Source organism: Pseudomonas sp. B19(2017) (assembly GCF_002113165.1).
Lineage (GTDB): Bacteria > Pseudomonadota > Gammaproteobacteria > Pseudomonadales > Pseudomonadaceae > Aquipseudomonas.
The window spans coordinates 1-13,457 of record NZ_NEJR01000019.1 but is presented as its reverse complement, the minus strand read 5'-3'; the positions used below and the strand labels follow the sequence as shown (position 1 = coordinate 13,457).

Here is a 13,457-nt window from a genome sequence, read left to right as displayed (position 1 = left end):
TCGACAAAACGACCGCCAAGCATGGAAATACGCCTGTTGCACGGCGCCGCTATCGCGCCTTACATCGATGACCTCGCTCGCCTGCGCCTTAGCGTGTTCCGCGAGTTTCCCTATCTTTATGACGGTACCCCCGAGTACGAGGCCGACTACCTGGCCACCTATGCCCGCTCGGGGCGCAGCCTGGTGGTGCTGGCGCTGGACGACGGCAAGGTCGTTGGCGCCTCCACCGGCCTGCCGCTGGTGGATGTCGCCGCCGAGTTCCAGCAGCCGTTCCTGGCCCAGGGGCGCGACCCGGCCAGCGTGTACTACTTTGGTGAATCGGTGGTACTGCCCGAGTACCGTGGCCAGGGCCTCGGGGTGCGCTTTTTCATCGAGCGTGAGTCCTACGCGCACAAGCTGGCCGAGTTCGACTACTGCGCGTTCTGTGCGGTCGAGCGGCCAGGCGTGCATCCACGGCGGCCAGCGGACTACAAGCCATTGCACGGCTTTTGGCGAAACCGCGGCTTCCTGCACGACCCGTCGCTGCGCACCAGCTACGCCTGGCGCGACCTGGACGAGGAGGAAAGCTCCGACAAGCTGATGTCGTTCTGGCTTAAGGAACTGCCGATATGATCCGCCTGGCGGCCTGCCAGTACGCCATCGAGCTGCATGAAACCTGGGAGGCCTACGCCGACCACCTGCAAGGCCTGTGCGCCGAAGCGGTGGAGGCGGGGGCCCGCGTGCTGCTGTTGCCGGAATACGCCGGGCTGGTGCTCAGCGGGCAGTTGCCGGCTGAGCAACGGGGCGACCTGAAGGCTTCGATCGCCGGTATCCAGCCGCTGGTCGAACCGTGGTTGGCGTTGTGCGAGGGGCTTGCCCGGCGCTGGGGTATCTACCTGCAACCTGGCAGCCTGCCGGTGCTCGACAGCGATGGCCGCTACCGCAACCGTGCCTGGCTGTTCGGCCCAAAGGGCGTGCTGGGTTACCAGGACAAGCTGATGATGACCCGCTTCGAGCGGGAACAGTGGGACATCGCTGCCGGCCAAGGGCTGCAGGTGTTCGACACCGAACTGGGGCGTCTGGGGATACTGATCTGCTACGACAATGAATTCCCGATGCTGGCCCGGCGCCTGGCCGAAGAGGGTGCCGACCTTATTCTGGCACCGAGCTGTACCGACACCGAGGCGGGTTACCACCGGGTGCGCATTGGCGCGCAAGCGCGGGCGCTGGAGAACCAGCTTGCGGTATTGCAGAGCCCTACGGTCGGGCTGGCGCCCTGGTCGCCGGCGCTGGACGAGAATATCGGCCGGGCAGGGTTATTCGTGCCGCCCGATCACGGGATGCCGGGGGATGGGGTGGTGGCGCTGAGTGAAGCGCTGAGTCCGGTTTGCAGCCAGTGGCTGGTGTGCGAGGTGGATCTGGAAGAGGTGCGGCGGGTGAGGCGGGAAGGGCAGGTGTTTACCCGCAGGGACTGGCCGGAGCAGTTTGACAGAATCCTGTGAAAACAGTGGCGCCTCTTCGCGGGCTTGCCCGCTCCCACAGGTACAGCGCAAGCCTGAGGGCTACGCGTTACCTGTGGGAGCGGGCGAGCCCGCGAAGAAGCCGCCGCAGTTACATCAGGCTTACTTCACTTCGACTGCCAGGCTCTGGGCAATCTTGTTCTGCCACAGCGCAGGGCCAGTAATGTGGACAGACTCACCGTTGCTGTCGACGGCAACAGTCACCGGCATGTCCTTCACCTCGAACTCGTAGATCGCTTCCATACCCAGCTCGGCGAAGGCCAGGACCTTCGACTTGCGGATGGCCTGGGCCACCAGGTAGGCGGCGCCGCCGACGGCCATCAGGTACACGGCCTTGTTGTCCTTGATCGCCTCGATGGCGGCAGGGCCGCGCTCGGACTTGCCGATCATGCCCAGCAGGCCAGTCTGCTCGAGGATCTGGCGGGTGAACTTGTCCATGCGGGTGGCGGTGGTCGGGCCGGCTGGGCCTACCACTTCGTCACCGACCGGGTCGACCGGGCCGACGTAGTAGATGAAGCGGCCTTTCAGGTCCACCGGCAGCTCTTCGCCACGGTTGAGCATTTCGACCATGCGCTTGTGCGCGGCATCGCGGCCGGTCAGCATCTTGCCGTTGAGCAGGATGGTTTCGCCCGGCTTCCAGCTGGCGACTTCTTCCGGGGTGATGGCGTCGAGGTTGACGCGACGGGCGCTCGGGCCGGCTTCCCAGACGATTTCCGGGTAGGCGTCCAGCGACGGCGCTTCCAGCTCGGCCGGGCCGGAACCATCGAGCACGAAGTGGGCGTGGCGGGTGGCGGCGCAGTTGGGGATCATGCACACCGGCAGCGAAGCGGCGTGGGTCGGGTAGTCCATGATCTTGACGTCGAGCACGGTGGTCAGGCCACCCAGGCCCTGGGCGCCGATGCCCAGCTGGTTGACCTTCTCGAACAGCTCCAGGCGGATTTCTTCCAGGCGGTTCTGCGGGCCACGGGCTTTCAGTTCGTGGATGTCGATGGACTCCATCAACACTTCCTTGGCCATCACGGCGGCCTTCTCGGCGGTACCGCCGATGCCGATGCCAAGCATGCCAGGCGGGCACCAGCCAGCGCCCATGGTCGGAACGGTCTTCAGAACCCAGTCGACGATCGAGTCGGACGGGTTGAGCATGGCCATCTTCGACTTGTTCTCCGAGCCGCCGCCCTTGGCTGCGACATCGACCTCGACCTTGTCGCCGGGGACGATGGAGTAGTGGATCACTGCCGGGGTGTTGTCCTTGGTGTTCTTGCGGGCACCGGCCGGGTCGGCCAGGATCGAAGCGCGCAGGACGTTTTCAGGCAGGTTGTAGGCGCGACGCACACCTTCGTTGATCATGTCGTCGACGCTCAGGGTGGCGCCGTCCCAGCGCACGTCCATGCCCACGCGCACGAACACGGTGACGATACCGGTGTCCTGGCAGATCGGGCGGTGTCCGGTGGCGCACATGCGCGAGTTGATCAGGATCTGGGCGATGGAATCGCGTGCAGCAGGCGATTCTTCACGCAGATAGGCCTCGTGCATGGCCTGGATGAAATCGACGGGGTGGTAATACGAGATGAATTGCAGGGCGTCAGCGACGCTCTGAATCAGGTCGTCTTGCTTGATCACGGTCATGCAGCGCGCTCCTCTTAAAGACGGGAACATTCATTACGGCGCTCGACGGTGCCGACCAGCGTGTCGAAGCGCCTTGCAAGGCGCCGGCAGGTCGGGCCGACGGAAAAAGGCGCGGCAGTATAGCGCGCATCCGTGCCGGGCACACCTGCGGCCGGTCTGGACCATGGTCGGCAGCGGCTGGGCATTGTTCTTGCTGGCTCGCTGAAGAGATAGGATGCTTTGGAAGGTGCTGCTCTGCAGCCCATCGCCGGCAAGCCAGCTCCCACAGGATTGCACCATGCCTGAGGCTTGCACTTTACCTGTGGGCGCTGGCTTGCCGGCGGATGGGGCGCAAAGCGCCCCCAGAAAATCAACAGCTGGAAGAGATAGCAGAACATGCCCGAACTTTGCGTGGGCGAGCGCCGCTGGGCGGTGCCGACCGGCAGCAACCTGCTCGATGCCTTGAATGAAGCCGGGCTCAACGTGCCTTACAGCTGCCGCGCCGGCAGTTGCCATGCCTGCCTGGTGCACTGCCTGGCGGGCCAACCGCTGGATGCCATGCCCGATGCCCTGGCGCAGGACAAGCATGCCCAGGGCTGGCGCCTGGCCTGCCAATGCCGGGTAGTCGAGGACCTGCGCGTGGCGCTGTTCGACCCGCTGCAGGATGGCGTGCCAGCGCAGGTCTGCGCACTGGACTGGTTCGGCGATGTGCTGCGCGTGCGGTTGCGGCCCGAGCGGGCAATACGTTACCAGGCGGGGCAGCATGTGGTGCTGTGGAGTGGCGTGGTAGCGCGGCCTTACTCCTTGGCCAGCCTGCCGGGCGAAGATGATTTCCTCGAGTTTCATATCGACTGCCAGCGCCCCGGCGCCTTTTGTGACAAGGCCCGTGGCTTGCAGCTGGGTGAGGTGTTGCGCCTGGGCGAGCTCAGGGGCGGTGCCTTGCATTACGACCCGGACTGGCAGCAGCGGCCGCTGTGGTTGCTGGCGGCGGGGACCGGGCTGGCGCCATTGTGGGGCATCTTGCGCGAGGCGCTGCGGCAGGGGCACCAGGGGGGAATCAGGGTCATGCATGTGGCGCGCGAGGGCGCCGGGCATTATCTGGCCGAGGCGTTGCGGGAGATGGCGGATGTGAATGTCGAACTGGTACTGGCGGAGCAGCTGGATGAGGCGTTGGCCGGTTTGCGGCCGTCATCGCGCCAGACGGTAGCGCTGGTGTGCGGGGCGCCGGGGAGTGTCGAGCGGTTTGCTCGGCGGCTGTTCATTGCCGGGGTGCCGCGAGGGCAGGTGTTTGCCGATGTGTTTGTCGAGCATGCCTGAGGCATTTGTGTTGATTGTGCCGGCCCTTTCGCGGGCACGCCCGCTCCCACAGGTACAGCGCTAGCCTCAAGCTTGGCGCGAATCCTGTGGGAGCGGGCGTGCCCGCGAAGGGCCGCAGAGCGGCCCCCTCTGCAGCAGATCAACCGACCAGCGGATCACCCACATGCAGGATCTTCATGCCATTGGTGCCACCGATGGTGTGGTAGCTGTCACCCTTGGTCAGGATTACCCAGTCACCTTGCTCCACCAGGCCACGCTTGAGCAGTTCGTCGACCGCTGCCTGGCTCACCTTGTCGGCCGGCAGCGAGGCCGGGTCGAAGGCAATCGGGTAGACGCCACGGAACATGTTTGCACGGGCCTGGGTGGCGCGGTGCGGCGACAGGGCGAAGATCGGCACGTGCGAACGCAGGCGCGACATGATCAGCGGGGTGTAGCCACTCTCGGTCAGGGCGATGATCGCCTTCACGCCCGGGAAGTGGTTGGCGGTGTACATGGCCGCCAGGGCGATGCTTTCGTCGCAACGCTCGAAGGTGGTGTGCAGGCGGTGGCTGGACTTCTGGCTGGTCGGGTGCTTTTCGGCACCCAGGCAGATGCGGGCCATGGCCTGGACGGCTTCGATCGGGTAAGAGCCGGCGGCGCTTTCGGCCGACAGCATCACCGCATCGGTGTTGTCCAGCACGGCGTTGGCCACGTCGGACACTTCGGCGCGGGTCGGCATCGGGTTCTGGATCATCGACTCCATCATCTGGGTCGCCACGATCACCGCCTTGTTGTTGCGGCGGGCGTGCTGGATGATCTTCTTCTGGATAGCGATCAGCTCGGCGTCGCCGATTTCCACGCCCAGGTCGCCACGGGCGACCATGACGGCGTCGGAGGCGAGGATCAGCTTGTCGAGGGTCTCGTCGTCGGCAACGGCTTCGGCACGCTCGATCTTGGCCACCAGCCAGGCACTGCCGCCGGCTTCGTCACGCAGCTTGCGTGCGTATTCCATGTCGCTGGCGTCACGCGGGAAGGACACGGCCAGGTAGTCCAGGTCCATTTCCGCAGCCAGCTTGATGTCGGCCTTGTCTTTCTCGGTCAGGGCCGGTGCGGTCAGGCCGCCGCCTTTACGGTTGATGCCTTTGTGGTCCGACAGCGGGCCACCGATGATGACCACGCAGTGCAGGGCGTCTGCGGTGGCGGTTTCGACGCGCATGACCACACGGCCATCGTCGAGCAGCAATTCGTCACCAACGCCGCAGTCCTTGACCAGGTCGGGGTAGTCGATACCGACGATGTCCTGGTTGCCTTCGGTCAGCGGGTGGGCGGTGGAGAAGGTGAACTTGTCACCGATCTTCAATTCGATGCGCTTGTTGGCGAACTTGGCGATGCGGATCTTCGGACCCTGCAGGTCGCCCAGCAGTGCAACATGGCGGCCGTTCTTGGCGGCGATGTCTCGGATCAGGCGCGCGCGGGCCTTGTGCTCGTCCGGAGTGCCGTGGGAGAAGTTCAGGCGTGCCACATCCAGGCCGGCGAGGATCAGCTGTTCGATCACTTCCGGCGAGTTGCTGGCGGGGCCAAGGGTGGCGACGATTTTGGTACGGCGGATACTCATGCACAGACTCCTATAGTGAAGCGCAGCGAAAGGCTACTCCTCAATTACGCTGTAGTCATTGTTCCGTTGCACTACCTGCGACCAAGGCAGGGTGGCATTTGAACGGGCAGGGTATCCTTGCAAAAGGGTGTGAAGATTTGCCGGCAAAGGCCGATACACTGGCATCAAAGGAGACCCCCATGCGAGCCCTGATCGTTTTAGCCCTGGCGGCCAGCGCCGTCGGCTGCACCCGCTGGTCCATGGACCACCACCTGAACAATGCCTACCGCGCCTACGACCGTGGCGATTGCGCACGGGTCATGCTCGAGCTGTCCCAGGTCGACCGCACCAGCCGTGCGCGACCGTTCATCCACCCCGAAGTGGCGCTGCTGCGCGGTCAGTGCCTGGAGCGCCAGGCCTTGTACGTGGATGCCGCGCAGACATACCAGTACCTGATCCAGCAGTACCCGGGTAATGAGTATGCCTATCGCGCCCAGGCGCGCCTGCAGACCCTGGAGAAGCTCGGCCATCTGCGCAGCACCGAAGCCGCCGTGGCCAACCCGGTGAGTGCCGCACCTTGGCGTTAACGCCAAGGTGTGATTAATTTCACGGGATTTGCCGCGCGCGCTGCGCTAATCTGTAACTCAGATGTTACAACAACCGCCAGTTCCACGTATTCCTGGCATCGGATACGGACTGCACCTGCGATCATGTTCAACAAGCGCCACATCGAACGCCATCAGCTGCCTTGTGTTCTCAAGGTGTTCAACCGCTTGACCGGTCAGGCTATCGGCCAGTTGGGCAACGCCTCCGAAGACGGGCTGATGCTGATCAGCCAGCTGCCTGTACTGGTAGGGCCCGACTACGAACTGCAATTGCGCCTGCCGCTGGTCGGTGGCGGGTATCAGTTCGTCAACCTCACCGCCAGTTGCCTGTGGTGCCGCGAAGACCAGACGCCCGGGCACTACGATTCGGGCTTCATGCTGCTGCAGACACCGCGCGAGTACGAAGAATTCGTCTGCTCGTTGCGAGACTATTTCAGTTTCCGTCCTGCCAACGCTTCCGTCTGAGCCTGCTGAGCCCCACCAGCACAGCCCGCTGGAGTCGCGCCGCAATCGCGCTAGAATCGGGTCGACCTCGATACAGGACGACCCCGTGACCTCCAGCATTTTCTGGCACGACTACGAAACCACCGGCATCAACCCGCGCTGCGACCGGCCACTGCAGGTGGCAGGCGTGCGCACCGACTTCGATCTCAACGAAATCGACGAGCCGATCAGCCTTTATTGCCGGCCCTCCGACGATATCCTGCCGCACCCGGCCGCTTGCCTGGTGACCGGCATTACACCCCAACTGCTGGCCGAGCAGGGCCTGTGCGAAGCGGAGTTCATGACCCGGGTGCACGCACAACTGGCGCACCCAGGTACCTGTGGTGCCGGCTACAACACCCTGCGTTTCGACGACGAAGTGACCCGCTACAGCCTGTACCGTAACTTTTTCGACCCTTATGCCCGAGAGTGGCAGGGCGGCAATAGCCGCTGGGACTTGATCGACATCGTGCGCACGGCCTATGCGTTGCGCCCGGACGGCATCCACTGGCCGCAACAGGACGGGCGCACCAGCCTGCGCCTGGAACTGCTGAGCAAGGCCAATGGCATCGACCATGGGCACGCCCACGAAGCGCTTTCCGACGTGCGGGCCACCATCGCCCTGGCCCGTCTGATCCGGCAGAAACAGCCCAAATTGTATGACTGGCTGTTCCAGTTGCGCAGCAAGCACAAAGTGATGGAGCAGATCCGTTTGTTGCAACCACTGGTGCATATATCCGGGCGTTTTTCGGCGGCACGCAATTACATTGGTGTCGTATTGCCATTAGCCTGGCACCCGCGCAATCGCAATGCATTGATTGTGTGCGACCTGCATCAGGAAACCCTACCGTTACTACGGGAAAGTGCTGAAGTTTTACGGCAGCGTTTGTATACCCGCCATGAAGAACTGACCGAGGGCGAATTACCGGTGCCGCTCAAACTGGTGCAGATCAATCGCTGCCCGGTAGTGGCGCCACTCTCGGTATTGCGCCCGGTTGATCAACAACGGTTGGGCCTGGACTTGACGTTGTTACAAATGCGCGGCGAAGAATTGGCCAGGCAACAAGCGCAATGGCAAGACAAGCTGGAACACATCTACGGCAAGGAGGATTTCGTCCCGAGCGAAGACCCGGAACAACAGTTGTATGACGGTTTTCTGGGGGACCGTGACCGCCGCTTATGCGAGCAAGTTCGCGCACTGGAACCGGCGCAGTTGGGCCGTGGGCAGTGGATGTTCGATGATCCGCGCTTGCCTGAACTGTTGTTCCGCTATCGGGCACGCAACTTCCCCGAGACCCTGACAGGTGAAGAGCGGCAACGCTGGTTCAGCTTCTGCCAGCAACGCCTGAGCGACCCGCAGTGGGGGGCGCCGAATACGCTGGGCGACTTTGAACAGGCGCGGCAGCAGGCCTGGGAGAGCGCCGACGAGGCGGGGCGGCGTGTGCTGGAGGCCTGGCAGGTGCATGCCCGGCAATTGCAGGCACAGTTTGCAGTTGGCTGAGCACCGATACAAACACCGACAAACGAAAACGCCGGCAATGTGCCGGCGTTTTCGTTGCGATAAGCAAAGGCGTATGCGGACAATCAGTCCAGCAGGGTTGCCCAGCTTTCAACCACATCGCCACCCCACTTGGCTTTCCACTCTTTCAGGGTCTTGTGGTTGCCGCCTTTGGTTTCGATCACTTCATTGTTGTGCGGGTTCTTGTATTGCTTGACCTTGCGCGCACGCTTGGTGGCGGTAGTCTTGACCGCACCACGAGGTGCCTTGCTCAGTTTTGAATCCGGGTCGAGCAGGGCAATCACGTCGCGCAGCGACTTGGAGTACTCGCCCATCAGTGTGCGCAGTTTGCCTTCGAACTCCAGTTCTTTCTTCAGCTTGTCATCCTGCGACAGGTTGGCCAGGCGGGCCTGAAGTTCCTTGATGGCTTCTTCGGTAGCGCGGTACTCGTTGATCAGGGACATGGAGTGTTCCTTAATGCGTGTCAGAAATGTGTGGGCCAATAATAGACAGGCGATACTCGCAAGTAAACATATTGTTGGGCAATGAACTGTTAATTAAGCTGTGACAATATTTCTCTGGGTGAACAAAAATTTACAATTAACCTGGCATTTCGTCATGTCTGTCAGCGTGTGACGGCATTTCATCTCGCCAGCGCCCCGGGCCACGGCTGCAGCGATCATTACTGCGTTTTTCCTGGCGGGCCGCTAGAATGAGCGCCTTTGCGAAGTTCTGGAGTCTCATTCATGCGCACCTATCGTCTGGTGATCGCCTGCCCCGACCGTGTTGGCATCGTGGCGAAAGTCAGTAATTTCCTGGCCTTGTACAATGGCTGGATCAACGAAGCCAGCCACCACTCCGATGAGCAGAGCGGTTGGTTCTTCATGCGCCATGAAATCCGCGCCGAATCGCTGCCATTCGGTATCGAAGCCTTCCGCGAGGCGTTTGCGCCGATCGCCGAAGAGTTCTCCATGACCTGGCGCATTACCGACTCGGCGCAGAAAAAACGCGTGGTGCTGATGGCCAGCCGCGAGTCGCACTGCCTGGCCGACCTGCTGCACCGCTGGCACACCGATGAGCTGGATTGCGAGATCCCTTGCGTGATCTCCAACCACAACGACCTGCGCAGCATGGTCGAGTGGCACGGTATTCCTTTCTTCCATGTACCGGTCGACCCCAAGGACAAAGCCCCGGCCTTTGCCGAAGTGTCGCGCCTGGTGCAGGAGCACGCCGCCGACGTGGTGGTGCTGGCCCGCTACATGCAGATCCTGCCGCCGCAGCTGTGCCAGGACTATGCTGAAAAGGTGATCAACATCCACCACAGTTTCCTGCCGTCGTTCGTCGGCGCCAAGCCGTATCACCAGGCTGCCCTGCGTGGTGTGAAGCTGATCGGCGCGACCTGCCACTATGTTACCGAAGAGCTGGACGCCGGCCCGATCATCGAGCAGGACGTGGTGCGTGTCAGCCATGCCGACAGCATCGACGACATGGTCCGCTTTGGCCGTGATGTGGAAAAGATGGTGCTGGCCCGTGGCCTGCGTTATCACCTGGAAGACCGGGTGTTGGTGCATGGCAACAAGACTGTGGTGTTTGACTGACAGGTCCGGTTGCCTGTGAGATCTCGGGGCTGCTTTGCAGCCCATCGCCGGCAAGCCAGCTCCCACAGGGATAGCACATGGCTTGGGGAGCGATGCGGTCGGTGTGGGAGCTGGCTTGCCGGCGAAAGGGGCGCAAGGCGCCCTCGGCAATCTTGAGGGATACGCAATGGCCAAGACTCGCAACAACCCCACCGCCTCACCCCCACCCACCCTCGGCGAAGGCTGCCTGGCCCGCTACGACCCCGAAGCCCTGGTCGAAACCGACGGCACCGACTTCCCCGGTGCCGCCGAACTGTGGCAGCAGCTCAACCCGCCTGACGCCGCCAGCGCTCCAGCAACGGGCGCCCCAACAGGCATACGAACACCGGCCCACCCGCCAGCAGATAAAAGTAGTAAGTGACCGCCCGCCATATCAGGACCGCCGCAGCCGCGGTCGAACTGCCCACCAGTGGCGTCAGCAGGCTGGCCGACGTCAGCTCTGCGGCACCGGCGCCGCCAGGCAGCAGGCTGAACTGGCCGGCACTGAGCGACAGCATCTGCACCAGAAAGCTGGGTATCCACGCCAGGTCTACCCCCAACCCCCTCAATACCAGGTACAACACGCTGTAGCGCAGGCCCCAGTGGGCACAGGTCAGGGTGAACACCAGGGTCAGCGTGCGCTTGGGCAGGCGCCAGGTCTGCGCCAGCGCATTGATGAAATGCAGCAATTTGCGCGCCCAGCGGCGTTTGCGCTGGGGGCTCATGCCCAGACGGCGCAGCAACTTGCCGTTCACACGCATCACCGTGCGCCGGTAGCGCAGCAGGCCGATCACCCCGGTCAGTGCCGTGCACAGCAGCAACGCGCTACCCAGCAACATGCTTTCCTGGCTGCGCCCCAGGCTGTGAAACAGCGCATAGCCGGCAATCGCCAGCATCGCGCAGAAAAAGAACACCAGGTCGTTCAGCTGGTCCATGGCAAACACCGCGCCGCTGCGCGCCGGGCCGATACGGTCGCGTGCCAGCAGGGCCATCAGGGTCAATGGGCCGCCGCTGCCGCCGGGGGTGGTGCAGATGGCGAACTCGGTGGCCATCACCACACCCAGGCTGCGCATGCGCCCAAGCCTTGCCCCTTGCTGGCCGAGCAGCAGGCGCAGGCGAATGGCGTTGATGACCCAGCACAGCAGGATCATGCCCAGCAGGGTCAACATCAGGCTGGGGGCGAAGCGCTGCAGCCTTGGTAGCAGCTCGCTGCCTCCCAGCAGGGCCGGCACCAGCACGGCGCCGAGCAGTGCCAGGCCCAGCCAGGCCAGGCGGTTCATGCGGTGGCCTGGCGGTCGAGCCAGGTAGACTTGGTCAGGGGCTCGCGGCCCTGTGCCAGTAGCATGTGCAAGGTATTCAGCCAATAGTCGCGGGACGCGTGATGGCGCATGTCCACCGGGTGCAGGCCCAGTCGCAGCGTGTGGGCATCCCGCCAGCGCCGGCATTGCCAGTCGCACAACACCCGCGACAGGCCGCGGCGCCAGGCGCTGCGGGCACTCCAGACCAGCCCTGGGGCCTTGATCGCGGTGAAGTCCGGCAGGCGGTACAGGTGCTGCGGTGTGCTGGTGTAGCGCAGCGGCAGATGGCGCAGTGCCTGGCGTGTGCCTTCGCTCATCAGCCATGCCGGTGCGACAAAGCCGGCCACTGGCCAGCCCTGCTGGGCGAACAGGCCCAGGCCTTGTTCCAGGCGTTGCAGGGCTTGCTGCTGGTCGAGGGTGTAGAACTCGCCTTCATGGGTATAGATGCGGCGCATGAAGTACTCGGTGGGTGTGCGCGGTGGCGGGCCGTTGTCGGCATGGTAGAAGCCGTGCAGCGCAAGCTCGTCACCCTGGGCCAGGCGCCGTTCGAGAAAGCGGCAGAAGGTAGGCGAGCGCTGCAGCGGGTTGCGGTGGTGGAAGTCCGGCACCACCAGCCAGGTCATGGGAATGCCGCCGATGGCGTCAACGGCCTGGACGAAGGGTTGGTAATCGGGCCAGGTCTCGGGCGCGACATCGTGCAGCACCAGCATCAGGCTGCGTGTGGCCGGCAGTGGCTCAGCCATGGGCACGGACCTGCGGCTGGTGGCCAAGCACGGCCTGGTAGTGCTGCAGCAGGCCGGCGACCACGTGGTCCCACGAATAATGCTGCTCGGCATGGTGCCGGGCCTGTGCGCCGAGCTTGCGCACGCCGGCCTCGAACGCCTCTTGCACGGCCGTCGCCATGGCCTTGCTATCGTTGGGGCGGCACAGGCGCCCGCACTGGTCGTTGACGATTTCGCCGAAAGCGCCGGCGCGCACAGCCACCACCGGCGTGGCGCTGGCCATTGCTTCGAGAATGACCAGGCCGAAGGTTTCCTGGTCACCGGCGTGCACCAGCAGGTCGGCGCTGGCCATCAAGCGGGCAACTTCCGGTGCCGGGCAGAAGTGATCGATCACACTGACGTTGTGCGGCACGTTGGCGGGCATGTTCGAACCTACCAGCAGCAAGTGGTAAGGGTGGCCCAGGTGCTGCATGCACTCGAGCAGCACCGGCAGGTTCTTTTCCCGCGAGCCACGGCCCGCATAGATCAGCAGGCGACTGGTGTCGGCAATGCCCAGTTCGGCACGCAACTGCGGGTCGCGCTGGCTGGGGTGGAAGGTGGCCAGGTCGACGCCCAGGCGTTGCACGTGCACGTCGCGCACCCCCAGGCGGCGCAGTTTGTCGGCCATGACCTGGCTGGGGGCCAGGACCCGGTCGAAATTGCCGTACAGCTTGCTGACATACGCCTCCACATTGGGGGTGAACCAGTTGCCCATGCGGTTGCTGACCAGCAGCGGCAGATCGGAATGGTAGAAGCCGATCACCGGCACATCGAGCTTGCGTCGTGCCTCCAGTGCCGCCCAGGCGGTCAGGTAGGGGTCGCCGACTTCGATCAGGTCGGGCTTGAGCCTGCGCAGTACGTTGCACCAGGGCGCCAGGCGTACCGGGAAGCGGTAGCCGTTGCCAAACGGCAGCGGTGGTGCGGGGACCTGGTAGATACCATCGGCGTGGTGCGCGCTGGCACCGGGTATCAGCAAGCTGTGGCGCACGCCCTGGATGGCGTCGAGGCGGTGGTGTTTGGCATCAAGATAGGTACGTACGCCGCCGCTGGCTGGGGCGTAGAACATGGTGATGTCGGCGATGTGCACGATCAGCATCCCTCCGGGATCGTCTTCGGGTCCGTCATCCGGCGCTAGCGGGCCGGCGATGACGCGCCTAAAGGTTGACCTATGAGAAGGATAGTTTGTTCTATCGGGGTTGGGC

13 protein-coding genes are annotated in these 13,457 nt (G+C 63.7%); 7 read left to right on the top strand and 6 right to left on the bottom strand.

Annotated features, from left to right (window positions below; genetic code table 11):
- Nucleotides 1–21: 21 nt before the first annotated feature.
- On the top strand, nucleotides 22–612 hold the full coding sequence (locus CAF70_RS21565) for a GNAT family N-acetyltransferase (RefSeq protein ID WP_085626560.1): 591 nt from the start codon (nucleotides 22–24) through the stop codon (nucleotides 610–612).
- Nucleotides 609–1,481, top strand: coding sequence for a carbon-nitrogen hydrolase family protein (locus CAF70_RS21560; RefSeq protein WP_085626561.1), 873 nt, complete (start codon nucleotides 609–611; stop codon nucleotides 1,479–1,481). Before CAF70_RS21565 ends, CAF70_RS21560 begins: the two co-directional genes overlap by 4 nt.
- Nucleotides 1,482–1,601: 120 nt before the next feature.
- Here the strand turns inward: CAF70_RS21560 and CAF70_RS21555 are convergent, their stop codons facing one another.
- A complete protein-coding gene (locus CAF70_RS21555; protein ID WP_063913254.1) occupies nucleotides 1,602–3,125 on the bottom strand; it encodes a fumarate hydratase in 1,524 nt (507 codons plus the stop codon).
- A gap of 375 nt (nucleotides 3,126–3,500) precedes the next feature.
- Here CAF70_RS21555 and CAF70_RS21550 point away from each other — a divergent pair, with 375 nt between their 5' ends.
- Nucleotides 3,501–4,421, top strand: coding sequence for an iron-sulfur-binding ferredoxin reductase (locus tag CAF70_RS21550; RefSeq protein ID WP_085626562.1), 921 nt, complete (start codon nucleotides 3,501–3,503; stop codon nucleotides 4,419–4,421).
- A gap of 139 nt (nucleotides 4,422–4,560) precedes the next feature.
- Here CAF70_RS21550 and pyk read toward each other — a convergent pair whose 3' ends face one another.
- A complete protein-coding gene (gene pyk, locus CAF70_RS21545) occupies nucleotides 4,561–6,015 on the bottom strand; it encodes a pyruvate kinase (RefSeq protein ID WP_085626563.1) in 1,455 nt (484 codons plus the stop codon).
- Between the two features lie 179 nt (nucleotides 6,016–6,194).
- Between pyk and CAF70_RS21540 the strand changes: the two genes are divergently transcribed.
- From CAF70_RS21540 to sbcB, 3 genes are all read left to right on the top strand, one after another.
- Nucleotides 6,195–6,581 (top strand): tol-pal system YbgF family protein, encoded by a 387-nt coding sequence (locus CAF70_RS21540; protein WP_085626564.1) that lies wholly within the window; start codon nucleotides 6,195–6,197, stop codon nucleotides 6,579–6,581.
- Between the two features lie 123 nt (nucleotides 6,582–6,704).
- Nucleotides 6,705–7,064: a PilZ domain-containing protein gene (locus tag CAF70_RS21535; protein ID WP_085626565.1), complete on the top strand. Its 360-nt coding sequence runs from the start codon at nucleotides 6,705–6,707 to the stop codon at nucleotides 7,062–7,064.
- An 85-nt stretch (nucleotides 7,065–7,149) separates the two neighbouring features.
- The gene (sbcB, locus tag CAF70_RS21530) at nucleotides 7,150–8,583 is read left to right on the top strand and encodes an exodeoxyribonuclease I (protein ID WP_085626566.1); all 1,434 of its coding nucleotides are present in this window, start codon (nucleotides 7,150–7,152) and stop codon (nucleotides 8,581–8,583) included.
- An 83-nt stretch (nucleotides 8,584–8,666) separates the two neighbouring features.
- On the opposite strand, the gene mvaT is transcribed toward sbcB, so the two are convergent.
- Entirely contained in the window at nucleotides 8,667–9,044 is a 378-nt protein-coding gene (mvaT, locus tag CAF70_RS21525; protein ID WP_063913248.1) for a histone-like nucleoid-structuring protein MvaT, read from the bottom strand.
- Nucleotides 9,045–9,326: 282 nt separating this feature from the next.
- Here mvaT and purU point away from each other — a divergent pair, with 282 nt between their 5' ends.
- Nucleotides 9,327–10,178, top strand: a complete 852-nt coding sequence (gene purU, locus CAF70_RS21520) for a formyltetrahydrofolate deformylase (protein ID WP_023662871.1) — start codon at nucleotides 9,327–9,329, stop codon at nucleotides 10,176–10,178.
- A gap of 305 nt (nucleotides 10,179–10,483) precedes the next feature.
- Here purU and CAF70_RS21510 read toward each other — a convergent pair whose 3' ends face one another.
- From CAF70_RS21510 to CAF70_RS21500, 3 genes are read right to left on the bottom strand one after another with little or no spacing between them, the layout of a single operon-like run.
- Complete coding sequence (locus CAF70_RS21510) at nucleotides 10,484–11,476, bottom strand: lysylphosphatidylglycerol synthase transmembrane domain-containing protein (RefSeq protein WP_085626568.1); 993 nt, start codon at nucleotides 11,474–11,476, stop codon at nucleotides 10,484–10,486.
- The gene (locus CAF70_RS21505; RefSeq protein ID WP_085626569.1) at nucleotides 11,473–12,237 is read right to left on the bottom strand and encodes a DUF2334 domain-containing protein; all 765 of its coding nucleotides are present in this window, start codon (nucleotides 12,235–12,237) and stop codon (nucleotides 11,473–11,475) included. The genes CAF70_RS21510 and CAF70_RS21505 overlap by 4 nt, the downstream gene beginning before the upstream one ends.
- Nucleotides 12,230–13,351: a glycosyltransferase family 1 protein gene (locus tag CAF70_RS21500; protein WP_085626570.1), complete on the bottom strand. Its 1,122-nt coding sequence runs from the start codon at nucleotides 13,349–13,351 to the stop codon at nucleotides 12,230–12,232. The genes CAF70_RS21505 and CAF70_RS21500 overlap by 8 nt, the downstream gene beginning before the upstream one ends.
- Between the last annotated feature and the right edge of the window lie 106 nt (nucleotides 13,352–13,457).